The organism is Mesorhizobium sp. L48C026A00 (assembly GCF_000502375.1).
Lineage (GTDB): Bacteria > Pseudomonadota > Alphaproteobacteria > Rhizobiales > Rhizobiaceae > Mesorhizobium > Mesorhizobium muleiense.
This window is the reverse complement of sequence record NZ_AYWU01000014.1, coordinates 29696-52791: the sequence shown is the minus strand read 5'-3', so window position 1 is coordinate 52791 and position 23096 is coordinate 29696. Positions and strand designations below refer to the sequence as shown.

Annotated in this window: 22 protein-coding genes and 1 pseudogene; 21 read left to right on the top strand and 2 right to left on the bottom strand. The window is 63.9% G+C overall.

Annotation, left to right across the window (positions count from 1 at the left end; genetic code table 11):
* Nucleotides 1-2 precede the first annotated feature (2 nt).
* The gene (locus X738_RS63895) at nucleotides 3-2177 is read right to left on the bottom strand and encodes a TonB-dependent siderophore receptor (protein ID WP_023800512.1); all 2175 of its coding nucleotides are present in this window, start codon (nucleotides 2175-2177) and stop codon (nucleotides 3-5) included.
* Between the two features lie 229 nt (nucleotides 2178-2406).
* Here X738_RS63895 and X738_RS63890 point away from each other — a divergent pair, with 229 nt between their 5' ends.
* From X738_RS63890 to X738_RS63795, 21 genes and pseudogenes are all read left to right on the top strand, one after another.
* Nucleotides 2407-3144 carry an ATP-binding cassette domain-containing protein gene (locus X738_RS63890; protein ID WP_023800511.1) on the top strand — a complete coding sequence of 246 codons (738 nt, stop codon included), beginning with the start codon at nucleotides 2407-2409 and terminating at the stop codon, nucleotides 3142-3144.
* Between the two features lie 28 nt (nucleotides 3145-3172).
* Nucleotides 3173-4132 carry a tonB-system energizer ExbB gene (gene exbB, locus X738_RS63885; RefSeq protein ID WP_023800510.1) on the top strand — a complete coding sequence of 320 codons (960 nt, stop codon included), beginning with the start codon at nucleotides 3173-3175 and terminating at the stop codon, nucleotides 4130-4132.
* A 15-nt stretch (nucleotides 4133-4147) separates the two neighbouring features.
* Nucleotides 4148-4606, top strand: coding sequence for a TonB system transport protein ExbD (exbD, locus tag X738_RS63880; RefSeq protein ID WP_023800509.1), 459 nt, complete (start codon nucleotides 4148-4150; stop codon nucleotides 4604-4606).
* Nucleotides 4606-5589 (top strand): TonB family protein, encoded by a 984-nt coding sequence (locus X738_RS63875; RefSeq protein WP_023800508.1) that lies wholly within the window; start codon nucleotides 4606-4608, stop codon nucleotides 5587-5589. Before exbD ends, X738_RS63875 begins: the two co-directional genes overlap by 1 nt.
* 278 nt (nucleotides 5590-5867) lie before the next feature.
* Nucleotides 5868-6200: an ArsR/SmtB family transcription factor gene (locus X738_RS63870; RefSeq protein WP_023800507.1), complete on the top strand. Its 333-nt coding sequence runs from the start codon at nucleotides 5868-5870 to the stop codon at nucleotides 6198-6200.
* A gap of 16 nt (nucleotides 6201-6216) precedes the next feature.
* Entirely contained in the window at nucleotides 6217-6723 is a 507-nt protein-coding gene (locus tag X738_RS63865) for an arsenate reductase ArsC (RefSeq protein WP_023800506.1), read from the top strand.
* A 4-nt stretch (nucleotides 6724-6727) separates the two neighbouring features.
* Nucleotides 6728-7417, top strand: a complete 690-nt coding sequence (locus X738_RS63860; protein ID WP_023800505.1) for an aquaporin — start codon at nucleotides 6728-6730, stop codon at nucleotides 7415-7417.
* Entirely contained in the window at nucleotides 7414-7836 is a 423-nt protein-coding gene (arsC, locus tag X738_RS63855; RefSeq protein WP_023800504.1) for an arsenate reductase (glutaredoxin), read from the top strand. The genes X738_RS63860 and arsC overlap by 4 nt, the downstream gene beginning before the upstream one ends.
* The gene (gene arsH, locus X738_RS63850; RefSeq protein WP_023800503.1) at nucleotides 7829-8557 is read left to right on the top strand and encodes an arsenical resistance protein ArsH; all 729 of its coding nucleotides are present in this window, start codon (nucleotides 7829-7831) and stop codon (nucleotides 8555-8557) included. The genes arsC and arsH overlap by 8 nt, the downstream gene beginning before the upstream one ends.
* Before the next feature lie 131 nt (nucleotides 8558-8688).
* Entirely contained in the window at nucleotides 8689-9009 is a 321-nt protein-coding gene (locus X738_RS63845; RefSeq protein ID WP_023800502.1) for an ArsR/SmtB family transcription factor, read from the top strand.
* A gap of 51 nt (nucleotides 9010-9060) precedes the next feature.
* Nucleotides 9061-10494 carry an NAD(P)-binding protein gene (locus X738_RS63840; protein ID WP_023800501.1) on the top strand — a complete coding sequence of 478 codons (1434 nt, stop codon included), beginning with the start codon at nucleotides 9061-9063 and terminating at the stop codon, nucleotides 10492-10494.
* Entirely contained in the window at nucleotides 10491-11720 is a 1230-nt protein-coding gene (arsK, locus tag X738_RS63835) for an arsenite efflux MFS transporter ArsK (protein WP_023800500.1), read from the top strand. The genes X738_RS63840 and arsK overlap by 4 nt, the downstream gene beginning before the upstream one ends.
* Before the next feature lie 105 nt (nucleotides 11721-11825).
* Nucleotides 11826-13324: pseudogene (locus X738_RS63830) on the top strand (helicase HerA domain-containing protein).
* A gap of 25 nt (nucleotides 13325-13349) precedes the next feature.
* Entirely contained in the window at nucleotides 13350-13943 is a 594-nt protein-coding gene (locus X738_RS87210; protein WP_245277723.1) for a hypothetical protein, read from the top strand.
* A complete protein-coding gene (ampH, locus tag X738_RS63825; RefSeq protein WP_245277722.1) occupies nucleotides 13931-14938 on the top strand; it encodes a D-alanyl-D-alanine-carboxypeptidase/endopeptidase AmpH in 1008 nt (335 codons plus the stop codon). Before X738_RS87210 ends, ampH begins: the two co-directional genes overlap by 13 nt.
* Nucleotides 14939-15261: 323 nt before the next feature.
* A complete protein-coding gene (locus tag X738_RS63820; protein WP_023800499.1) occupies nucleotides 15262-15810 on the top strand; it encodes a sugar dehydrogenase complex small subunit in 549 nt (182 codons plus the stop codon).
* Complete coding sequence (locus X738_RS63815) at nucleotides 15807-17420, top strand: GMC family oxidoreductase (protein WP_023800498.1); 1614 nt, start codon at nucleotides 15807-15809, stop codon at nucleotides 17418-17420. The genes X738_RS63820 and X738_RS63815 overlap by 4 nt, the downstream gene beginning before the upstream one ends.
* Nucleotides 17421-17467: 47 nt before the next feature.
* The gene (gene coxB / locus X738_RS63810) at nucleotides 17468-18250 is read left to right on the top strand and encodes a cytochrome c oxidase subunit II (RefSeq protein ID WP_051407869.1); all 783 of its coding nucleotides are present in this window, start codon (nucleotides 17468-17470) and stop codon (nucleotides 18248-18250) included.
* Nucleotides 18247-19821 (top strand): cytochrome c oxidase subunit I, encoded by a 1575-nt coding sequence (locus tag X738_RS63805; RefSeq protein WP_023800496.1) that lies wholly within the window; start codon nucleotides 18247-18249, stop codon nucleotides 19819-19821. The genes coxB and X738_RS63805 overlap by 4 nt, the downstream gene beginning before the upstream one ends.
* Nucleotides 19818-20624 carry a cytochrome c oxidase subunit 3 gene (locus X738_RS63800; RefSeq protein WP_051407868.1) on the top strand — a complete coding sequence of 269 codons (807 nt, stop codon included), beginning with the start codon at nucleotides 19818-19820 and terminating at the stop codon, nucleotides 20622-20624. Before X738_RS63805 ends, X738_RS63800 begins: the two co-directional genes overlap by 4 nt.
* Before the next feature lie 797 nt (nucleotides 20625-21421).
* Nucleotides 21422-21856, top strand: a complete 435-nt coding sequence (locus X738_RS63795) for an FKBP-type peptidyl-prolyl cis-trans isomerase (protein WP_023800494.1) — start codon at nucleotides 21422-21424, stop codon at nucleotides 21854-21856.
* Nucleotides 21857-22104: 248 nt separating this feature from the next.
* Here X738_RS63795 and X738_RS63790 read toward each other — a convergent pair whose 3' ends face one another.
* Nucleotides 22105-23085, bottom strand: coding sequence for an ABC transporter permease (locus X738_RS63790; protein WP_023800493.1), 981 nt, complete (start codon nucleotides 23083-23085; stop codon nucleotides 22105-22107).
* Nucleotides 23086-23096 lie beyond the last annotated feature (11 nt).

Below are 23096 nucleotides of genomic sequence, written 5' to 3'. Positions count from 1 at the left end.
GGTCACCATGTGTACTTCACCGAGCCGTTGATCCGGCGACCCTCGCCATAAAAGCAGCCGAAGCTTTCCGCGTAGCAGGAGGCGACATAGCGCTTGTCGAACAGATTGCTGACATTGAGGTTCAGCTCGGCGTTCCTCCATTCGTAGTGGAGTGCGGCATCGACAAGCGTGACTGCCGGCACTTTGAAAGTGTTGGCGTCGTCGCCGAAGGTCGAGCCGACATAGCGGATGCCGGCGCCGAGCCCGAAGCCTTCCAATTTGCCGCTGCCGACGGTGTAATTCGCCCACAGCGAGGCCGCATGCTCCGGCACGCCGAATGGGGTGTTGCCCTCATCGCTGATTGTCTCGCCACTATCGTCATCGACGGTGATCGAGGTGGCCTTGGTGATCTCGGTGTCGAGATATGTATAGGCCGCCCGGAAATCGAAGCCTGAATCGAGGCTCGCAACAGCTTCCAGCTCGATGCCGCGCGACCTGATCTCGCCGGTCTGGAAGATGTCGTTGGGCGCGCCAACACCGCCATAGCGTACGACATTCTGCCGGGCCAGGTCGAACGCCGAAACGGTGACGAAGGCGTTCCAGCCGACCGGCTGGTATTTCAGCCCGACCTCGTACTGCTTGCCGGTTTCGGGCACGAGCGGATTGCCGTTGCTGTCGGGGCCGGACACCGGCTGGAACGATTCGGAATAGCTGACATAAGGGGCAAGGCCATTGTCGGCGAGATAAAGCAGACCGGCGCGGCTGGTGAAGGCGTCGTCCTTCTGGCGGGGACCGAAAGCGCCGGCCAGATTGTCGTGGACTTTCGCGTCGGCCCAGTCCTGGCGGCCGCCCAGCGTCAGTCGCCAGTTGCCCAGCTTGATCTGGTCCTGTGCGTAGAGGCCGACCTGCGATTGGGTGGTGTCGGTGTCGGTATAGGGCGTCATTTCGCCGACCGGGTAGCCATAGGCCGGGTCGAATATGTTGAAATCATCGTCGGTCATATCGTTGCTGGCGGCATAGTCGCGGTAGGTGTAGCGCTTGTAGTCGAGGCCGAGAAGCAGCGTGTGGGCGAGCGGCCCGGTGTCGAAATCGGCCTGCGCCTGGTTGTCGATGGTCACGCCGCTGAGCCTGCTGCCGCCGGCATCGGCATAGCGGGAATAATCGCCCTCATCATTCAGAAGCCCGCCGCCGAAGACGCCTTCCTCATAGTGCTTCAGATAGACGTAGCGGGCATGCTGGCGAACCTGCCACGTCTCGTTGAGGCGGTGATCCAACTCGTAACCGATCGACGCCTGGTCGTTGTCGTAGGTGTCGAAGCCCGGTTCGCCGACGAACATGCTGTTCGGCAGGTATTTTCCGTCCCTGCCCGGCCTGATCGTGCCGTATGCCGGCAGATACTGCATCGCCCAGCCGGACCGGTCGCGCTGATAGTTGGCGAGGATGGTCAGGCTGGTATCGGCATCGGGCTGCCAGGTCAGCGCCGGCGCGATGAAGATGCGGTCGTCCTCGACGAAGTCTGTCTGCGTATCGCCGGTGTGGGCGGCGCCGGTGAGGCGGAACAGCAGCGACTTGTCGGCGTTGACAGCCCCGCTGAAGTCGAACTTTCCTTCATAGCGGTCGAAGCTTCCGGCGCCGAGCTCAACCTCGCGGAGGTTCTCCTCGGTCGGACGCTTGCTGACATAGTTGATGATGCCGCCAGGACTTGCCTGGCCGTAAAGAACCGATGCCGGCCCGCGCAGGATTTCGTAGCGTTCGGCACCGTAGGAATCGAGCGCCGTGAACAGCGTGAAATTGCTTTCCTTGAGCTGCAGCCCGTCCTTGTAGAAGACGCCGCTGGAGTTCGAAATGCCGCGTATCTGCAAGCCGTGGCCACGATTGTCGGTGCCGTAGAGATTGCCGGTTGCGCCTGGCGTATACCGCAGCGCGCTGTTCAGGCTGTCCACCGCCTGCGCTTCCATCTGGTCTTTGGTGATGACCGATATCGACTGCGGCGTCTCGATCAGCGGTGTTTCGGTCTTGGTAGCGGTGGAGCCCTGGGTGGCGACATAGCCGTCGACCGTCCCAAAGGCGCTTTCGACGCGTTCCTGAATATTGATCGGGTCGAGAGTGGTGGTCGCCTCCTGCGCGACGGCGTGACCGCCGCCAAGCAGCACCGGCAGCGACATCGCCGCGACCAGCAGGTTTCGGCGCGCAGTCACTTCGCTTTGAGTTCTTCCGCGACCTGAACCAACGACCATCTCGGCGCGCTCCACATTTCGTGTTTCGACGCAAATCCGGCGCGTCACGACATTTTGTTGACTCAAAAGTCATCTTCATTGTTGACTATTAAACTCATGTTTCATAGTCAACCGGACATCGGCGCCCGCAAACCGGATTGCCGAAAACCGGATTTCGAAATGCGCGCAAAGCTGGAGTGAGGCCCAGACCGTGGCAGGAATTCATGCCCAGACTGCCTTCCATGTCGAAGCGGTGCGGTTCGCCGTCGGCGAGCGGACGCTGCTCGGTCCGGTTACACTCGAGTTGCAACGCTCGCGCGTCTATGGGCTGATCGGGCACAACGGCTCGGGCAAGTCGACGCTGATCAAGCTCCTGGCGCGCCAGCAGCCGGCAAGCTCGGGCGGCATAACCTTCGCGCAGCGGCCGCTGGTGCAGTGGGGCGCGCGCGAACTGGCGCGCGCGCTCGCCTATCTGCCGCAGACGACGCCGGCGGCGACCGGCCTGACGGTGCGCGAACTGGCGACGCTCGGCCGCTATCCCTGGCATGGCGCGCTCGGTCGTTTCGGGCATGAGGACAGGCGCCATGTCGAGGAGGCGCTTGTCCTGACCGATATGGCTGACTTCACCGACCGGCTGGTCGACGAATTATCCGGCGGCGAGCGCCAGCGCGCATGGCTGGCCATGCTGGNCGCCCATCAGGTCGAGGTGCTGGGGCTGGTCAGGGACCTCAGCTGCAAGCGCGACCTGTGCGTCGTCGTCGTGCTGCACGATCCCAACATGGCGGCGCGCTACTGCGACGAATTGATCGCGCTGAAGGACGGCAGGCTGCTGACGCGCGGCACGCCGGACCAGATCATGCAGGGCGACGTGCTCAAAGGAATTTTCGGTGTCGAGATGGGCGTGTTTGCGCACCCCGTCACCGGCCAGCCCATCGGCTATGTGCAATGAGGCCACCGTGAGAATAAGGAAGAAGCCCTTGTCCAGACATGGTTTGTTCGCGGCGTTGCTCGCATCCGCCATCCTGTCGGCCGGCGGCGCAGCCGCCCAGGAGCAACCGGAGGCAGCCGCCCAGGAGCAACCGGGCGCGGCCCCGGCGATCGAGGCGCCGGCTCCAGTGCCTGGGCAGGCTGCGCCAGACGCCGCCGCGCCACCGGCGACGCAGCCCGGCGTGACAACACCTATCGAGACAACGCCTACCGAGACTGGCCCTTCGACGGCAACGTCCCTGACCCTGCCGCGTGACCTGTCGCCATCGGGCATGTTCATGGCGGCCGACATCGTCGTGAAAGCGGNGATGATCGGGTTGGCTTTTGCGTCCTTCGTCACCTGGACGATATGGCTGGCCAAATCGCTGGAGATCCTAGGCGGCAAGCTGCGCGCCCGCCGCGCGGCACAAGCGATCGGCAATGCCGCGACGTTGAACCAGGCCGGGCGCGCGCTTGGCCATAATAACGGTCCTGGCGCCCTGCTGGTGCGGGCAGCCGAGGAAGAGACCGCGCTTTCGGCCGGCTCGCTCGACCATGTGTCCGGCGACGGGCTGAAGGAACGGGTCACCTCGCGCCTGTCGCGCATCGAGGCGGCGGCGGCGCGGCGCATGTCGCGCGGCACCGGCGTGCTGGCGACAATCGGCTCGACCGCGCCCTTCGTCGGCCTGTTCGGCACCGTCTGGGGCATCATGAACGCCTTCATCGGCATCTCGCAGGCGCAGACCACCAACCTCGCCGTCGTTGCCCCGGGCATTGCGGAAGCCTTGCTGGCCACGGCGATGGGCCTTGTCGCGGCGATCCCGGCGGTGGTCATCTACAACGTCTTCGCGCGATCGATAGCCGGCTACAGGCAGATCCTTGCCGATGCGTCGGCAGGGGTCGAGCGGCTGGTCAGCCGGGATCTGGATTTCCGCACGGTCGCGCCGGCAAAGCAGATGGCCGCGGAATGAACACGGAGCGACGCCATGGCGGCTAGAATTCGAGAGAACATCGACGGCGATCTCGAGGAAAATCACGAGATCAACGTCACGCCGTTCATCGACGTGATCCTGGTTCTGCTGATCATCTTCATGGTCGCGGCGCCGCTGGCGACCGTGGATGTCAATGTCGACCTGCCGGGCTCGACCGCAACGCCTGCGCCTCGACCGGAGACGCCGCTGTTCCTGACGCTGAAGAACGATCTCAGCCTGGCGATCGGCAACGACAGCGTGCCGCGCGCAGCCTTCGCCGCCGCGCTGGTCGGCAGGACAAAAGGCGACAGGCAGACGCGCATCTTCCTGCGCGCCGACAAGGCGGTCGGCTACGGCGAGCTGATGGAGGTGATGAACCTTTTGCGCGGCGCCGGCTATCTGAAGATCGCGCTGGTTGGCCTCGAGACAGCGCCCGGCGATGCCGCGGCGCCGCAAGTCGGAACCGGCCAATAATGTCGCCGGCGGCCGCCCTGCCGATGGCCGATCAGCGGCGTTTCGGCGCGCGCGAGATCGCCTGGTGGGCGGGCGCGGCTGCGCTGGTCCTGATGGCGCATGCCGCGGTCGGCTATGCGATGCAGAGCTGGCGCCCGGCCGAGCCCGATGGCGGGCCGCCGCAGGCGCAGGTGATCGAGCTGTCGCCAATGGCGCTCACGCCGGCCGAGCCGGCGCCGATATCGGATGAGATAGCGCCCGATCAGCCGGGCCCGGCCGAGGAGCCCGAGATAACCGAAACGGAGCCTCCGCCCGAACCACCCGTCGAGCAGGCCGAGCCGGTCACCGAGCCATCGGAGGCCGCTCCGGCCGACACGGTCGAGCCGACCCCGCCGACAGTGGCCGAACGGGTCGACCAGCCGCCGCTCGAGGAGGTCGTGCCCGAAATTGCCGAAGCCGTCACGCCGGAAGTGGTCGTTCCGCTGCCGCAGCCGAAACCGGTCGACAAACCCGTCGAGGCCAAGCCAAAGAAACAGGCAAAGACTGAGGTAAAGGAGCCGGCTGAGGTCAAGGCGAAGAAGCCTGTCAAAGAAGCCAAAAAGCGTCCGAAAAAGGAAAAGGCCGCACCGCCGCGGACGACGGCCAGTGTCGCTGCGACATCCGCAGCCAGGGCGGCCGCCCCGAAATCGACCAAAGCAGCGGCTGCGAGATCCGGCGTGAGTCCGGACAGGTGGAATTCGCGGTTGCGTGCATGGATAAGACGGCACACAAACTATCCAAGGGCGGCGAAGGCCCGGCGCGCTGAAGGCAGTCCGAGCGTGACCTTCACGATCGACGGATCCGGCCGGGTCCTGTCCGCCCGGCTGGCTCGTTCCTCTGGCGATCCAGACCTCGATAGCGCGGCGCTCAGCGCATTACAGGGCGCGTCGGTGCCGGAGCCGCCGCCGGAACTCGGCTCCCGCATAACCCGCACCGCGCCATTCTCGTTCGCCCTGCGCAACTAAGTTCCTCGGCACAGTGATTTTGACAGGTCTGGGCCGGCAGCGAACGTCGACAATTCGGTCCAGTGGCAAACCGCCAACCTCTAGGATTAGCCGAATCATCCTCCACTTCGTCATCCCAGGGCGGAGCAAGGAGCGAAGCGACGCGGCGCAGACCCTGGGATCCATTCCGTGATATCAGCCGAAGAATGCAGCGGCTCAGAAGTGGCCGGCCTCTTGCCTATGTCATCTGTCTGTCACATACCGGCCATATACATCGATAGTTCCGGATTTTAGGATATATGGATAAGAACGCCGCTCTTCTCGCATTGGCAGCGCTTGGTCAGGACACCAGGCTCGAAGTGTTTCGCCTGCTGGTGCGGGCGGGCGCGGACGGTGTGCCAGCCGGCGAGATCGCCGCGCGCCTCGGTGCGGTGCAGAACACCATGTCGGCGCATCTGAAGGTTCTCGACCATGCCGGCCTGGTCCGCGCCGAGCGCGACGGCCGGACGATCCGCTACGTTGCCGACATGACCGGCTTTCGCGATCTGCTTGCCTATCTCATGGAGGATTGCTGTAACGGCGCGCCGGAGCTCTGCCAGCCGGTCATTCAGGCCGTGACTTGCAACTGCTAGAAGGGAGGACCACCCCATGAATGACCCATACAACGTGCTTTTCCTGTGCACCGGCAATTCGGCACGGTCGATCCTCGCCGAAGCGATCCTCAACCGTGTCGGCGCCGGCAGGTTCAGGGCCTATTCGGCCGGATCGCACCCGAAGGGAGAGGTCCATCCCTACGCGCTCCAGCTGTTGAAAACCCTCAACCACGACACGTCCTTCGCCCGCTCGAAAGACTGGCAGGAATTCGCGGCTCCTGGCGCCCCCGAGATGAATTTCGTTTTCACCGTCTGCGACAACGCGGCCAATGAAGCCTGCCCGGTCTGGCCGGGACAGCCGATGACCGCGCATTGGGGCGTGCCCGACCCGGCCGCCGTGAACGGCACCGACGCCGAAAAGCATCTGGCCTTTGCCGAAGCCTATCGCATGCTCAACAACCGGATCTCGATCTTCGTCAGCCTGCCGATGAACACCATCGACAAGCTCGCCCTGCAGAAACGGCTCGATGAAATCGGCCGCGATCTGCCGAAGGCCGGCTGATATCATGGCGGCAGACCTGTCCCGCCGCATCGTCGCGGAAGCGCTCGGCACGGCGATGCTCGTCGCGACGGTCGTCGGGTCCGGCATCATGGCGGATCGTCTGACGGATGATGTGGGTCTCTCCTTGCTCGGCAACACGCTTCCGACTGGAGCGATCCTGGTGGTGCTGATCACTATACTGGGACCGATTTCCGGGGCGCATTTCAATCCGGCGGTGACGCTGGTTTTTGCGCTGCGGCGCGAAATCGAAGCCAACGCTGCACTGGCCTATGTCGTCGCCCAGATTGTCGGCGGCGTCGCCGGAACGCTGCTGGCGCACGCCATGTTCGAACTGCCGATTCTGCAGATCTCGCAAACTGTGCGGACCGGAAACGGACAATGGATTGCGGAGTTGGTGGCTGCTTTCGGCCTGGTCTTCACTATTCTGGCCGGCCTTCGCTTCCGTTCGGATGCCATCCCCTGGCTGGTCGGGCTCTACATCACCGCGGCCTATTGGTTCACGGCCTCGACCTCGTTCGCCAATCCGGCAGTCGCCATTGCGCGGGCGGTGTCAAACACCTTCGCGGGCATCCGTCCAGTTGACCTGCCGGCGTTCATCGTCGCCGAGCTGCTGGGTGCGCTGCTTGCCATGGCCTTGGCAGGATGGCTGCTCGCTGAGCCCAAGCCAATCAGACAGATGAGAGCCGCGAAATGACCATCACCATCTATCACAACCCCGACTGCGGCACCTCGCGCAACACGCTCGCCATCATCCGGCAGTCCGGCGAAGAGCCTGAGGTGATCGAATATCTGAAAGACCCGCCGTCGCGCGAACGGCTGGTCGAGCTGATCAAGGCGATGGGAATGACGCCGCGCCAATTGCTGCGCGAGAAGGGTACGCCTTACGCCGAACTCAATCTCGGTGACCCCAAATGGACCGACGACGAGATCGTCGATTTCATGCTGGCGCATCCGATCCTGATCAACCGGCCGATCGTGGTGACGCCGCTCGGCACCATGCTTGCACGGCCGTCCGAAGCGGTTCTCGACATCCTGCCTAATCCGGATATCGGGCCGTTCACCAAGGAAGACGGCGAGGTCGTCATCGACGCGCAGGGCAAGCGCGTTGCCTGACCTGGTGCCCGAAGACTCGCTTCCGAACGTCGACGAAGACCAGTTCCGGCCGATCGACCTGCAGGCGCTGCTCGATGTGCCGCGGTCGATCCAAAAACCTCGCGTGCTGATGCTCTACGGCTCGCTGCGCGAGCGGTCCTACTCCCGGCTCGCGACGGAGGAGGCGGCTCGCATTTTGCGCCGCCTCGGCGCCGAGGTGCGCATCTACAATCCGTCCGGCCTGCCGCTGCCGGATTCGACCTCGGCCGAGCACGCCAAAGTCCAGGAACTGCGAGACCTGTCGATCTGGTCGGAAGCGCAGGTCTGGTGCTCGCCCGAGCGGCATGGCTCGATGACCGGAGTGATGAAGGCGCAGATCGACTGGCTGCCGCTCTCGGCCGGCGGCGTCAGGACGACGCAGGGCCGCACGCTGGCGGTGATGCAGGTGTCGGGCGGCTCGCAGAGTTTCAACGCCGTCAACCAGCTTCGTCTCCTCGGCCGCTGGATGCGGATGGTCACCATCCCCAACCAGTCGTCGGTAGCCAAGGCTTTCAACGAGTTCGACGCGGCTGGCCGCATGAAGCCGTCACCATACTATAACAGGATCGTCGACGTGATGGAGGAGCTGGTGAAGTTCACGCTGCTCCTGCGTGATCGGTCCGCCTATCTCACGGATCGTTATTCCGAGCGCGTCGAAAGCGCCGAAGAGGTTGCCAAGCGGGTCAATCAGCGGTCGATTTGAGGGGGGTGCGTCTGCTTGTTTTATGCATGTCGTTATCGCAAAACCGCTGCACACTTTTGCGCGACATGCATTAATTCGAAAATTTTCGGAATAATATTGACGCGGCGCTGTCTCGGCGCTACGTTATTTCCATGAAACTCGAACAAGCAGCAAAACAGCTCGAAGCGCTCGGCAATCCGACGCGGCTCAATCTTTATCGCACGCTGGTGCGGGCAGGCGAAACAGGACGACCGGTCGGTTATCTGCAGGAAGCCCTCGGCATCGCTGCGTCGACCCTGTCGCATCATCTCCACCGGCTTATCCTGACCGGCCTGGTCACCCAGGAACGTCAGGCAACGACGCTGATCTGCCGTGCCAATTACCCTGTGATGAACGATCTCCTTGGCTTTCTTGCCGATGAATGTTGTGCCGATGCCGCATGCGGCCCTGCTGTCGGCGAGGCTGCTGCGTAACTCTTTTTTTGACTGGTATTTCTATAATCCTAGAAACATAGAAGGGGTGTCATGGTTTCTGAAAACGATCTCCCGATCGCTATCATCGGCGGCGGACCTGTTGGCCTGGCGGCGGCCGCCCAACTGGTCAGCCGTGGCCTTCCGGTTAGGGTTTACGAGGCTGGTTCTTCTGTCGGCTCGAACCTTCGGGATTGGGGTCATGTCCGGGTTTTCACGCCATGGCGCTATTGTGTCGATGCGGTCGCCCGAAAACTTCTCGAGAGCCACGGCTGGCAAATGCCCGAGCCGGAGGCGTTCCCCACAGCGGATGAAATCGTCGACCAATATCTCGCGCCGCTGGCAAAGCTTGCCGAACTTGCGCCGTCGATGGAGACCAGTGCCCGCGTTGTCGCCATTTCCCGCTGGGGAGCCGACAAGGTTCTGAGCAAGGCGCGGGAGACGCGGCCGTTCATGCTGCTGGTCGAAACGGCGAACGGCACGCGCCGGGACAGCGCTCGTGCCGTCATCGATGCGTCCGGCACCTGGCAGACGCCGAACCCGCTCGGTGCCGGCGGCTTGCCGGCCGAAGGCGAGACGGAACTTGGCGATCGCATCGCCTACGGCATACCAAATGTTCTCGGCCGCGACCGCCACCTCTATGCGGGCCGCACGACACTGGTGGCCGGCGCCGGCCATTCCGCCGCCAACGCCTTGCTGGAATTGGCGGAGCTCGCGCAAACCGAGCCCGGCACCTCGGCACTATGGGTGACGCGCAGCACCGACCTTGTCCGCATCTACGGCGGCGGCGATGCCGACGCCCTGCCGGCGCGCGGCGAACTTGGCTCGGATGTCCGGCAGCTTGCCGAGAGCGGACGCGTGCGGCTGGTCACGGGCTTTGCCATTGTTGCCATTCGCGAGATCGACGGCCGGCTGATGGTCGAAGGCCAGACAGAAGACGGATTGCGCACGCTCGGACCCGTCGACCGGATCATCGCCGCGACGGGGCAGCGCCCCGATCTCGCCTTGACCCGGGAGCTGCGGCTGGACCTCGATCCATGGCTCGAAGGCGTCAAGGCGCTCGGGCCGCTCATCGATCCCAACGAGCACTCCTGCGGCGATGTCCCGCCGCATGGTCATCGCGAACTCAGCCACCCCGAGCCCGATTTCTACACGGTCGGCGTCAAAAGCTATGGCCGGGCGCCGACGTTCCTGCTGCTGACCGGCTATGAGCAGGTCCGCTCGGTCGCCGCGGCGCTTGCCGGCGACATGACTGCCGCCGATGCCGTGCAGCTGGTGTTGCCCAAAACCGGCGTCTGCACGGTGCCGGTGTCACTTTCAGGCGCGTTGTCCCAGGGCTGCTGCGGCGGACCGGCGCCGGCTGCTGTCGATGCCTGCTGTGCCGAAGACGCCAAGGCAAAGGCGAGCGGCAAGTCTGGGTGCGGCTGTGGCAGCACGCAAGCGATCGCAGCAGTGCGCAGCGACGATCTCGAGATCGCCGCTCCATGAGCGACCGGAAAATCCCGGCTGCCGCACTCTGGGCGTTGGGGCTGACGCAGATCATCGGCTACGGCACGCTCTATTACAGTTTTGGCATCCTGGTGCCGTCGATCGCGCTCGAGTTTGCCTGGCCGGAACAATGGGTTTTCGGCGCCCTGTCGGCGTCGCTGCTGGCGGGTGGCCTGTTTGCGCCGACAGCCGGGCGCTGGGCCGATCGTTTCGGCGCCGGCCGGGTGATGGCCTTTGGCTCGCTTGCGGCCGCAGCAGCGCTTGTCGCTTGCGCGATAGCACCCGGCCGGGTGAGCTTCGTGCTGGCGCTGATGGCGATGGAGCTGGCGTCCGCCTTCGTGCTCTATAGCGCCGCTTTTGTCGCGATCGTCCAGATCGGCGGCGCCAGGGCGCAGCGCAGCATCACCCATCTGACGCTGATCGCCGGCTTCGCCACCCTGTTCTGGCCGCTGACGGCAGCACTGCACGAATACCTGAGCTGGCGCGAGGTCTATCTGGCCTTTGCGTTCATCAATGTCGCCATCTGCCTGCCCATCCATGCCTGGCTGGCGCGGCTGTCGCGTCGGGCGGACAAAAACGCTTCGGCGACACCTGCTGCCGCCGGCCCGGCGGGTGGACCGGTTGCCTTCACCGCGCGCGACCGCAGCAGAGTGTTTCTGCTCATGCTTGGCGGCTTCGCGATCGAGGGTTTCGTGCTGTCGTCGATCCTCGTTCACATGGTGCCGCTGACGGCGGCGCTCGGGCTTGGCTCCGCCGGGCTTGTCGTCACCACGCTTTTCGGCCCGTCCCAGGTGGCAAGCCGGCTGATCAACATGCTGTTCGGCGGCCGGCTTGCGCAGACCTGGCTCGCGGTGATCGGCGCGACATTGTTGCCGCTCGGCCTTGTCGTCCTGCTGGCGACGACACCGTCGGTGGCCGGCGCCATCGCCTTCGTCATCCTGTTTGGATTGGGCTCGGGCCTCGCCAGCATCGTCGGCGGCACGCTGCCGCTGGAACTGTTCGGACGGGAGCGCTACGGCGCCCGGCTCGGCTGGGTGACGGCCGCGCGTCAGTTCTCTTCAGTCCTTGCGCCATTTGCCCTTGCGATGGCGATGGCAGGCTTGGGCGTCCAGCCATCGCTCTGGTTCACCGCTGCAGCAGGCATGCTCGGCATACTGGCTTTTTTCGCCATCATCCTGATCAGACGGCAGCCCCTCGCGCCTGTGATGCTTACGTCAACGAACTGACGCCGCGCGCCGCGTCGAGCTGTGCGCAACACCGAGCCGCCGGCCATCGGCGCTCGACGGGCTGTGATGCGGTTGATAAGCCCTCTCCTCAAGGAGAGTCGAGACATGACCGTTGCGATCGAGATGGGCCACACGACCGCAGGCGCTCCGGCGGCACTGGATCTTGAGGAGCTGCTGGCGACGCGCCTGCTGGTGCAGGGCAATTCGGGCTCCGGCAAATCCCATCTGCTGCGCCGGCTGCTGGAGCAGAGTGCGCCCTGGGTGCAGCAGACCATCATCGACCCCGAAGGCGACTTCGTCTCGCTGGGCGACCGTTTCGGCCATTTGGTGATCGACGCCGAGGAGCATACCGAGCGCGGCCTGCAGAGCGCCGGCGAGCGGGCTCGCATCCACCGCGTCTCGACGGTTCTCAATCTCGAGGGGCTCGACGCTGAGAACCAGATGCGGCGCGCCGCCGCCTTCCTCGGCGGGTTTTCGAGGTCGCCCGCGACCACTGGTATCCGATGCTGGTGGTGGTGGACGAGGCGCAGCTGTTCGCGCCGGCAGTGGCCGGCGAGGTTTCCGACGAGGCGCGCAAACTCTCGCTCGGCGCTATGACCAATTTGATGTGCCGTGGCCGCAAACGCGGGCTTGCCGGTATCATCGCAACCCAGCGGCTGGCCAAGCTCGCCAAGAACGTCGCCGCCGAGGCTTCCAATTTCCTCATGGGGCGGACCTTTCTCGACATCGACATGGCGCGCGCCGCCGACCTTTTGGGCATGGAGCGGCGACAGGCGGAGGCTTTTCGCGACCTGGAGCGCGGCCAGTTCATGGCGCTCGGCCCGGCGCTGTCGCGCCGTCCGCTCGGCTTGCGCATCGGCCCGACCGATACAAGTCCGCGCAACGGCACCCCGCGGCTGATGCCGCTGCCGGAAGCGGCATTGGAGGACGCCCGCGCCATCATCCTGGCAGCACCGCCGCCGGAAACTGTCCGGCCGCAGCGCCGGTCGTCGCCGGACCTTCTCGATCAGCTGATGGCGGCGAAGTCGGCGGCGCTGGAAATCCGCCCCGAACCGTCGGAGCCGCCGATCAGCGCCGAGGATCTGGCGGAGCGGCGTGAGCGCGTCGACCGTGTCCTGCACGCCGTTCTGGCGCAGCCCGACGCGGGCTTCCGGGTCATCGGCGTGCTTTATCAGGAGTTCGTGGTCCGCTGCCGGATAGAAGGCCTCGCCTCGGTGGTGCCGGACCTGCCCGCCTTTCGCCGCATGCTGACGCGCGCCCGCGCCGGCCTCGGCTCCGACATGGCAGGGGATGACGCCTGGCAAGACGTCTCGGCGCGCGCCTCGCTGCTGCCCGAGGATATGCAGGGCGTGTTCATGATGATCGCCCGCGCGGCGAAGGAGGGCTGGCCCTGCCCGAGCGACGCGGCGATCGCCCGCGCCTACGGCTCGCACTCGCTGCGCCGCGCCCGGCGCCTGCTGACTTATATCGAGGAGCAAGGCCTGATCGTCTGCCAGCTCGACGGGGTTGGAAGGCGGACAGTAACGCTGGTCGAACTGGCCTGGGCGACGGCGCCGGGGGATCCCGGTGCTGCGGAGGTGGAGCAGGGGCGTTTGGCTGTGTGAGGCGGCGGCCGAGCGCGCAAGGGAAATGCCACGCATCAAGGCGATGTATGGCCAAGCGGCAGGTACAGCGGCGAGTCTTTTTTGCGCAGCTAGGGCCTTGGCCCGCCACAGCTCTTCTGCCCGGTCTTCATCATACGCCGACGATTGGCGCGACGCAGATCCGCCTATTGTAAATTGTTCGACGCTACAGCACTCCCTCCTGCCGACGGCGCTTCACATATCTTCTAAATTACCCGCGAGTCGGTTTGCTAATGAAGAGATCAGCCCCGATCAACTGACGAAGGACAAGAAATACGGCAGGACTGTAGCGCAAATAGCCGCCGAAACTACGCTACCGCCGCCGATTACCCCTTCGGTTCATTCTGTTGACATCTCCTGCTTCTGGAGAGATGGTAAGATACTACGCGGCGGCCCTTTTTCCGAAGATTTTATTCTGCAGCTTCCTCAAAGGATTTCGGCAATGCGTTTGTCTCGATCGCGCCGACTTATGGCCATCGCTTTGACGGCAATCGCAGCCGTCACCCTTCCCTCTTATGGACATACCGAGGACAAGCTGCTGACGGAAGCGGTGCAGTTCAACGGTACGATCCTGTATCTCTCCACCAAGTGCCTGGCCTGATCTTCGGCGCCGTGCGCAACGGCGAGACGGCCCTGGCCGGTTTCGGCAAGATTGCCGACGGGAGTGAAAAAGTGCCCGACGGCGACACAATGTTCCGCATCGCATCCGTGAGCAAGGTGTTCTGCGGCAGTGTGCTTTCCTCGCTGGCGATCGACGGCAAGGTACAGCTCACCGACCGGCTGCAGGATCGCCTTGGCTGGGACGTCACGCTCCCTGAGAAGGATGGCCGCGCCCTTCGCCTGATCGATCTCGTCGCGCAAGCTTCCGGCCTTCCGCGGGAGGTGCCAGTGGCCGAGGCGCCCCCCTCCGACCCCTTCTCTACGAACACCAAAGAGGCGCAGATTGCCGCCCTCAAGGACAATCCGCTGCTGTTCGCGCCGGGCACCGCCGTTCTCTATTCGAACTTCGGATACGACCTCCTTGGAGCGGCGCTCGCGAATGTCTCTGGAAAGCCGTATGCCGAGCTCCTTCGGGAGCGTGTCCTCGATCCTCTCGGCATGAAAGACACGGTTTTCAACGCAAGACCGGAGGACGAGCCGCGCCTGATGCAGGGCCATAACTTCGACGGCAGCGCCATGCCCATCGTGCCGACGAGCACAGCCATGGAGTGCGCCGGTGGATTGTACTCGACCGCGGACGACCTGCTGCGCTGGATGAACTGGCATGTCGAGAACAAGCCTTCTGCGGCCGATGCCGAGCTGCGGCTTTTGAACCACGCGGCTTTTTTGTACCGGGACGGGCTCGCGTCGGTGGTGGGGCTGGATGACGGCGGCCCGATGGACGCCATGGGTCTCGGATGGGTCATCATGCTCCCCACCGAGCATAGCCCGCTCATCCTCCAGAAGAGCGGCGGCCTGCAAGGGATGTTTCTCTATGTTGCGATTGCACCGACACGCGGCGTCGGCGCTTTCTTCGTCATGAACGAATTCCATGCCGCCGGCTTGGCGGGGGTCAAGACGACGAACGATCTCGTCGCAGAGATCGCACCACGCTGATTTTCGCGCTGATCAGGGGGAACGTGCGCGATGATTAACGCTGGGGAGGGGCCTGACGGACCGCATGTTTGGTGGCAAGGCAAGCTCGACATCGGCTATTTCCGGCCGACGGCTTAGCTATCCCCTCCTGAGGACGACCACCGCATGATAGGTCGCCGCGTGCAAAGTCAGGCCCAAGCGGCGCTTTTGATCTCAAATGTGGAGCTCTCTGGCTCGACTGTTCTGAGCTTGAAAGGGTCGATTGACCAAGCTCAGATTGAGCCGTAGCTTCAGATAAGCGTGCGGCCTCGTTGTTTCAGCAGAGGCTCGCCTCGAGGGTACCGATGGCTGGCAGTGACGATGCGCGTCTGCCCAAGCAGGTAGGTGAGCCGGCGCCGCATCATTCTGCGCCGGCAACAGTGCGGCGACGCGAGCTTCTCATTGCCGTCTCGACGCTCGCCGCATTCTTCGGATTGCCCGCCGCGGCCCGTAGCCAGGTCGCCTTGAGCAGCGCGATCGACCTCGGCGCGTTTCGCGAATTGACAGGCATACTGACGGGCATGTCGCCGAGCGACGCCACGCTTCCGGAATTGTTCCTGCAGGCATTCTCCGCTGACGCCGCCGATCTCGGAAAACTGCATGCGATCGTGACAGAACAGCCCGAGACAGAATGGGACAGCGCGGTTGCGTCGGCGGGGCTGAAACCGCTGTCGGAATCGCTCATCCAAGCCTGGTATACGGGTAGCATCATGCACGGCTCGGAAGAACGCGTCCTTACCTATCTCGATGCGTTCGTCTGGCATGCCTGCGGTTACACCAAGCCGCCGACGCGATGCGACACGAATTTTGGCGCGTGGGCGAACGCACCGCCGCCCGGACGGTTTTCCGAATGACCGCGCCGGCGTCCGCCGATGTCGTGTTTGTCGGTTCAGGCGTAGCCGCGGCGCTTGCCGGCGCGGCTATCGCGAAAGCAGGCTTCAGCGTGCTGTTCCTCGAGGCGGGACCGCGCGTCGATCGCGGCACCGCTGTGACACGATTCCAGTACTCGTCCGCGAAGGGCCAGAATTCGCCTTACCCCGACCAGCCCTATGCGCCGCAGCCGGAAGAATCCGACTTCTCCGCCTACTATGTCGAGGCTGGGCCGGACACCTTTAGGGGACAGCAGGCGAGGATCGTCGGCGGCACCACGTGGCACTGGGGCGGGCTCGCCGCGCGGTTCCGGCCAAACGATTTCAAGATGCACTCGAAGTTCGGCGTCGGCGTCGATTGGCCTATCGCCTATGGCGACATGGAGCCGTGGTATCAGGCCGCCGAGGAAGAGATCGGCGTCGCGGGCGACGACACCGCCGATTTCGGCGCGCCGCGCTCAAAGTCGTTTCCGATGCCACCGATCCCCATGACCTATGCCGACAAGCAGGTCGGCATCGCTGCCAAGGCGCTCGGCTACTCGGTGTTGCCATTTCCACAGGCGCGCAATTCGGTGTGGCGGGATGGCCGCCCGCAATGCTGCGGCAATGCGAGCTGCGTGCCGATCTGCCCCATCCAGGCGAAGTACGACGCGACGCATCATCTCGCCATCGCGGAGCGCGCCAGCGCGCATGTCGAGCCGCAGGCCGTGGTGCACGAGCTAGTCGTCGGTCCGGACAAACGCATTGCCGAAGTGCGTTACCGTCGCCCGGATCGCAGCGAGGGCAGCGCGACCGGAAAAATTGTGGTCATCGCGGCGCATACTATTGAGACGCCAAAGCTGCTACTGCTTTCGACGGGAGACAATGCGCCGACGGGCGTGGCGAACAGTTCCGACCAGGTCGGCCGCAATCTGCTGTCGCAGATCGATGTCGGCATTCAGGGACTGACCAGGGATCCCGTGTTCACCTATCGCGGACCGGTCTCGACCGGTGGCATTGCCGAGCTTCGGGACGGCGATTTCCGCAACGAGCGTGCGGCCATCGGCATCTCGCCTTCCAATGAGGGCTGGGCGCGGGCGGTCGGTCCGTTCCAGGCTGCGACGACCTTCATCAAACAGGGCCTGCGCGGCGATGCGCTGAAGGCGGCAGTCCGTTCGCACGTCGCGCGGGAGCTGATCATTGGCAGCTCTGCCGAAATGCTTCCCAATCCGGACAATCGCGTGACGCTGAGCGATCAGATGGACGGGATCGGCATTCCGCGGCCGAACATCGCCTTCAAGTCTGACGATTACACGGCGCGCGGGCTGGCGGTCGCGCGCGATGTGCAGAACAAGCTCATGGCTGCACTCGGTGCCACGCAGATCAAGCAGCTCGGCCCGATCGCTGACAGCGCGATCATGGGCGGCACGACACGCATGGGAGATGACCCGCTCACCTCGGTCGTCGACAGGGACCTGAAGAGCCACGACCATCCAAACCTCTACATCGTTGGCTCGTCCGTCTTCCCGTCCATCACGGCGAATGCGCCCACGCTCACCATTGCGGCGCTCAGTGCGCGCCTCGGCGCGCATCTCATCTCCCTGCTGAAGGCGTAAATGTCATGCGCGGGCGGGGCACTGTTTTCCTCTTTTTTGTCTCCGCAATGATACTCGACGCACGGCACGGCTTGGCGCAGGCGCCGGCGAACTGGCAGACAAGTTTCGGCGTCTCAGCCTCGGAGACGAAGGAGCGGATCGTTGCGCTGCACGACCACATATTGCTGATCGGCGTCTGCATCGTCGCGCTCGTCGCCATGCTGATCGGTTTCGCGCTCTTGCGCTTCCGGGCGAGCCGGCACCCCACGGCGTCAAAAGTCACGCGCATGCCCTGGCTGGAATTCGGCTGGACGATCGCGCCGGTGCTGGTGCTGGGCGCGATCGCCGCCCCGTCGCTCCAGCTGCTCGCCTATGAGAGCGATATTCCCGACGCACAGTTGACGATAAAGGCCAGCGGCCATCAGTGGTTCTGGCGTTATTCCTATCCCGACAATGGCGGCTTCGCATACGATTCCATCATGTTGCCGCCGGCCTCCGTTCCGGCCGGTGAACCGCGTCTGCTAGCGGTCGACAATCGCATGGTTGTCCCGGTCGGCGCTGTCGTGCGCATTCAGGTGACATCGTCGGACGTCGTGCACTCCTTCTTCATGCCGGCACTGGGCCTACAGATTTACGCCATGCCCGGGCGCCTCAACGAAACCTGGACACGCGTCGAGAAGCCGGGCGTCTATTACGGGCAGTGCAACCAGATCTGCGGTCTGAATCACTCCTTCATGCCGATCGCGATCGAGGCCATGGCGCAGCCTGATTTCGACGCCTGGGTGCGGGACGCTGCAACGCGATATCCGGTGGTCAGCGCCGCGACTATATCAGCGCAGGTGGCGAAATGAGCGCCACCGAACATAGGCGCGCGTGCCGGTCGATTGCGGCTTGGCTGTTCACCACCGACCATAAGGCGATCGGCACGCTTTATCTCGGATTCGCGATCATGGCGGGGACGCTGGGCGGCGCGATCTCGGGCTACATGCGGCTCGAACTGGCGCAGCCGGGCATGGACTATGTCGTCAACGGCCAGTCCTGGAACGCGCTGATCACCGCGCATGGCCTGATCATGATCTTCTACATGGTGATGCCGGCGTTGATCGGCGGCTTCGGCAACTGGTTCGTCCCGCTGATGATCGGTGCGCGCGACATGGCCTTTCCGGGACTGAACAGTCTCGGCTTCTGGTTGCTGCCGCTGTCCTTGATCATGCTGATCGGGTCGCTGCTGGTCGGCGACGGAACGGGTACCGGCTGGAGCCTCTATCCGCCGCTGTCGGGCATAGACGGCCAGCCCGGACCATCGGTCGACATGACGATCCTCGCGCTGCACTTGGCCGGCATTTCTTCCGTGATCAGCGCGATCAATTTCGTCACTACCATCCTCAACATGCGCGAGGATCGCTTGCCGCTGTTCGGCATGCCGCTGTTCGTTTGGTCGATCCTGATTTCGTCGCTCATGCTGCTTCTCGCCATGCCGGTGCTGGCTGCCGCGCTGGCGATGCTGCTTGCCGACCGCAATTTCGGCGGCGCCTTTTTCGATCCAGCCGGCGGCGGAGACCCGATGCTGTTCATGAACCTCTTCTGGTTCTTCGGCCATCCGGAGGTCTACATCATGATCCTGCCGGCCTTCGGCATCATCAGTCAGATCGTCTCGCGGTTCTCAGGTCGCCCGATTTTCGGTTATCCCGGTATGGTGCTGGCGATGGCATCAATTGCGGCGCTGGGTTTCATCGTCTGGGCGCACCATATGTTCACCGTCGGTGGCGGCTTCGCGCCGCGTGCCTTCTTCACGCTGGCCTCGATGGTGATCGCGGTGCCGACCGGCATCAAGGTGTTCGCCTGGATTGCCACTATGTGGGGCGGGTCGATCCGCCTCACCGTGCCGATGCTGTGGGCGCTGGGCTTCATCATCATGTTCACGGTCGGCGGCACGACGGGGATCGTGCTTGCCAATGCCGGCGCGGATCAAGTGCTGCACAACACCTACTACGTCGTCGCGCATTTCCACTATGTGCTGAGCCTCGGCGCGACCTATGCGATCTTCGCCGGCTTCTATTACTGGTTTCCGCGCATGACCGGACGCATGTTCCCGGAGTGGGTTGGACGGCTGCATTTCTGGTGCTTCTTCATCGGCACCAACGTTCTGTTTTTCCCGATGCATTTCCTCGGACTGGCAGGAATGCCACGGCGCATCGCGGATTATCCGGACGGTTTCTTGGGCTGGAATATGATTGCGTCGCTCGGCGCTGTGCTCGCGCTCGCCTCCACGCTGCTGTTCCTGGTGATGCTTGCGGTCTCGCTGCGGCGTGGCGCGCTGGCCCCGCGCGATGTGTGGGGTCCGGCTCTCACGCATGAATGGGATGACGATCCCGAGATGGCGCGTGCGCGTGGCACGGCGGGCGCGGAGGCAGGCGCGTGAGCAAGACTGTCACCGAGGTCGGCGGCACGGATGGCCGATGGCCTGTCGCGATTGCTGTCTCGCTGTTCCTGCTAGCGTGCGCCGGTCTCGCGCTCTTCCACCCGTCGCTGTTCGGCACGCTGGCAGGCAGCATCGCGGTACTCGGTCCGCTCGTGATCGCGGTGGGGCTTCTGCCATTGTTCATCGCTCTGACAGCGTGGTCGCGGGCGACGAGTGGTGAGCGTGCGAATGGTCCGCAAAACACCTTTGGCCCGAGGATCGCGATCATCGCCTTAATCGCGTCCGAGGTAGCGTTCTTCGCCGCCTTGTTCGCCGCCTACCTACGATACGCGATCTATCCGGAGGTCGCGGGGTTCAGCTCATGGCCACCTACGCCGATGCGCCCCGACGACCCTTGGGGCGGCCCGCTTCTCAACACAGTGATCCTCGTCGCGTCGGGGGTCTGCGTCGCAGCGGCGCACGACTGGCTTCTGAAAGAGCGATGGCAGCTTTCGGCTATCGGGCTTACCGTGGCGATCGCGCTCGGCGGCGTGTTCGTCGGCCTCCAGCTTCGGGAATTCAGCCTCGCCTCGGTGGGATTCCGCGACGGTGTCTATCCCTCGATCTTCTTCCTTACGACTGGCTTCCACGGCCTGCACGTCGTTGTCGGCATCTTGTTGCTGTCGATCGCCGCATATCGGGTGATCCGCGCGCGCTCAGCCGGCGGCGCCGGCTTCATCTCGACGGCGGCATCCTGGTACTGGCATTTTGTCGATGCGGTGTGGCTTCTGCTGTTCGCCGTCTTCTACGCCTGGGCCAGCTAGGAGCGTGCCGACGCGACGTCGACTAGCATCGGCATTGCTGAAACATATCTGGGAGCCGGCTGAGGGCGGGCCTTCGCGGTTCAAAGTTGCATAGAAGCAAACTCAAAAGCACCCAGAAGAGCTGCCTCTGGCGGAAGTGATCTTACTCCATAGTCGATCAGTTTCCTGCAGGATCAAGTAGTGTAGTGGCTCCCCTCCTCGATCATCAATCGACCAAGCATATCTCAAGCTGTAGTTGCAAAAGAATTGCGGCCGTGGTTTTGCCTAAAGGCAAGTTGCGTTTCAGGATGAGGGCCGCAATGGCAGAGCGTCATTCAATTGATCACGAACTTGCCGTAAAGGCGGTGGCGTCTTCCGTGCACGATGCCATAGCGACTCGCCATGGCTTGCGCGGCTGGAACGAGCCAGGTGACCGGCGACGGCGCCGGGGGATCCTAATGCGGGGGAGGCGGAGCAGGGGAGCTTGGCTGTTGAAGGTTGATGCGCTTGGGCGAAAGCTGACGTCGCTCAACATCAGCAAACGCCAAAAACCGCGGGGTGGGTGGCCGATCAGAGTCTTCGCAATCTCTGTCGCCACGACATGCTCGAAAATGCGCGCCCCAGATCCTTGGCGAACAGATCCGAGTCGGCCTCCGCGACTTGTCTTTACGCAGGTGGCTGAATTGGCATTCTGGGTTTACATCGGCAGCCAAGCCCCTAGTTTTAGAGTTTCGCGCCGCGCACCTTAGTGCGTGGATGATCGAAAACGGGACCGTGAACTCTGGCCGGTCCCTCAAAAATCCCAAAGGATGACTGCCATGACACAGGCCAAGAATGGCGACACCGTGCGCGTCAATTATACTGGACGTCTAGCCGACGGCACTCAATTCGATTCTTCCGGCAGCGAACCGCTGCAATTCAAGCTCGGTGAAGGGCAAGTGATCCCCGGCCTTGAGACCCATGTCGAGGGCATGGAGGTCGGCGCGAAAAGCACCGTCACCGTTCCCGCCGATGCCGCCTATGGCCCCCACCGTCCCGAAGCGGTCATGACCGTCGACCGCGCGAGGGTGCCGGACAACATCAACATCGATATCGGTACTCGACTGCAGGCCAGAACCCCCGAAGGGCTCCCCATGCAGGTGACGGTCGTCGGCGTCGACGACGCCAGCGTCAAGCTCGACGGCAATCATCCGTTGGCCGGAAAGGATCTGGTGTTCGACGTTGAACTGGTCGAGATCGTTCAGGCGGCGTAGGGTATCCATGCGGCCAGGGCCGTGGTGGCTATGATTTTGGGTGACGGACTTCCGCCGGAGGTTTCGGCGGTTTGTGCCGCCTGCCGCCCTGCTTTCCGCGCTTAGGCCATCGCCAAAACCGTGCCGACATTCGTAAGGTTCGACACTGCATCTAATCTAATGCGACAGCGCGCAAAGCTGTCATGCACGGCTGCGTTTGCGAGAGTCTGCTTCGGTCAAAAGCAGCCCCCCGGCTCCAGCCTCCACCCCTACCGATCCTCAATAATCCGCAAATACGCCGCCGTCACGAACAGCACGATCAGCCCGAACAGTATCCGCCGCGCGCCTTCCGGCATTTGCAGGATGGTCAGCAGGGTCGTCAGCACGGTGAGGATCAGCGCCCCGATGATCGTGCCGGTGTAGCCGCCGCGGCCGCCGAAGATCGAGGTTCCGCCGATCACCGCGGCCGCTACCGAAGGCAGCACCAGCGGCTCGGCCAGCGACAGCGACGGCGCCTTGATCAGGCCTATATAGAGCAGCCCGGTGATGCCGGCGAGCACGCTGGAGATGACGTAGAGCGCTGTGATGACCTGCCAGTAGCGGACGCCGGACAGGCGTGCCGCCCCTTCATTGTCGCCGACTGCGTAAAGCAGGCGGCCAAAGCCGGTGCGGTTCAAGGTGAAGACGATGAGGACGGCGATGGGCACGAACAGCAGCAGCGCGTTGGGCACGCCATAGGTGAGGCCAGTGCCCAACCAGGCCAGGAAGGGCGGTATCTTGGCGCCCGAAGCGATGACGGTGCGCTGATAGACCTGCAGGCAGCCGGTGCCGATCAGGCTGGTGCCAAGCGTCATGATCAGTGGGTGCACGCGAAACACGCCGACGCCGATGCCGTTGACCAGCCCAATCAGCACCGCCGGCACCAAGGCGATCAGGATCGCCACCGCCGGGTCATGGTTGACGACCTGCGTCGCCATGATGAAGGCGCTCATCGTCGCCACGGTTCCGACCGACAGATCGATGCCGCCGGTCAACATGGTCATGGTCTGGCATCCGGCCAGAATTGCCAGCGGAATGGCGAATTTGACGGTGTTGGCGAGCCAGCGCTCGTTGACGATGCCGGGGCGCAGGATCTGCAGGACCACCACCAGGATGACCAGCAGGATGATCAGCGGGATCAGCGGCCGGTCCGCCATGAAGCGCTTGAGGCGGCGGCCGAAGGGGACGGGTTGGATCGCGGTTGTGCTCATGAGGTTGCTCG

What these genes read in the sequence shown, in the direction of transcription:
- X738_RS63865 (WP_023800506.1), top strand. Translation starts at nt 6,217, where the DNA reads ATGAATGACCCATACAACGTGCTTTTCCTGTGCACCGGCAATTCGGCA.
- coxB (WP_051407869.1), top strand. Translation starts at nt 17,468, where the DNA reads ATGATACTCGACGCACGGCACGGCTTGGCGCAGGCGCCGGCGAACTGG.
- X738_RS87210 (WP_245277723.1), top strand. Translation starts at nt 13,350, where the DNA reads ATGCCACGCATCAAGGCGATGTATGGCCAAGCGGCAGGTACAGCGGCG.
- X738_RS63875 (WP_023800508.1), top strand. Translation starts at nt 4,606, where the DNA reads ATGTCGCCGGCGGCCGCCCTGCCGATGGCCGATCAGCGGCGTTTCGGC.
- X738_RS63815 (WP_023800498.1), top strand. Translation starts at nt 15,807, where the DNA reads ATGACCGCGCCGGCGTCCGCCGATGTCGTGTTTGTCGGTTCAGGCGTA.
- X738_RS63845 (WP_023800502.1), top strand. Translation starts at nt 8,689, where the DNA reads ATGAAACTCGAACAAGCAGCAAAACAGCTCGAAGCGCTCGGCAATCCG.
- X738_RS63790 (WP_023800493.1), bottom strand. Translation starts at nt 23,085, where the DNA reads ATGAGCACAACCGCGATCCAACCCGTCCCCTTCGGCCGCCGCCTCAAG.
- arsC (WP_023800504.1), top strand. Translation starts at nt 7,414, where the DNA reads ATGACCATCACCATCTATCACAACCCCGACTGCGGCACCTCGCGCAAC.
- arsK (WP_023800500.1), top strand. Translation starts at nt 10,491, where the DNA reads ATGAGCGACCGGAAAATCCCGGCTGCCGCACTCTGGGCGTTGGGGCTG.
- X738_RS63820 (WP_023800499.1), top strand. Translation starts at nt 15,262, where the DNA reads ATGGCTGGCAGTGACGATGCGCGTCTGCCCAAGCAGGTAGGTGAGCCG.
- X738_RS63795 (WP_023800494.1), top strand. Translation starts at nt 21,422, where the DNA reads ATGACACAGGCCAAGAATGGCGACACCGTGCGCGTCAATTATACTGGA.
- X738_RS63860 (WP_023800505.1), top strand. Translation starts at nt 6,728, where the DNA reads ATGGCGGCAGACCTGTCCCGCCGCATCGTCGCGGAAGCGCTCGGCACG.
- X738_RS63840 (WP_023800501.1), top strand. Translation starts at nt 9,061, where the DNA reads ATGGTTTCTGAAAACGATCTCCCGATCGCTATCATCGGCGGCGGACCT.
- X738_RS63870 (WP_023800507.1), top strand. Translation starts at nt 5,868, where the DNA reads ATGGATAAGAACGCCGCTCTTCTCGCATTGGCAGCGCTTGGTCAGGAC.
- X738_RS63805 (WP_023800496.1), top strand. Translation starts at nt 18,247, where the DNA reads ATGAGCGCCACCGAACATAGGCGCGCGTGCCGGTCGATTGCGGCTTGG.
- exbD (WP_023800509.1), top strand. Translation starts at nt 4,148, where the DNA reads ATGGCGGCTAGAATTCGAGAGAACATCGACGGCGATCTCGAGGAAAAT.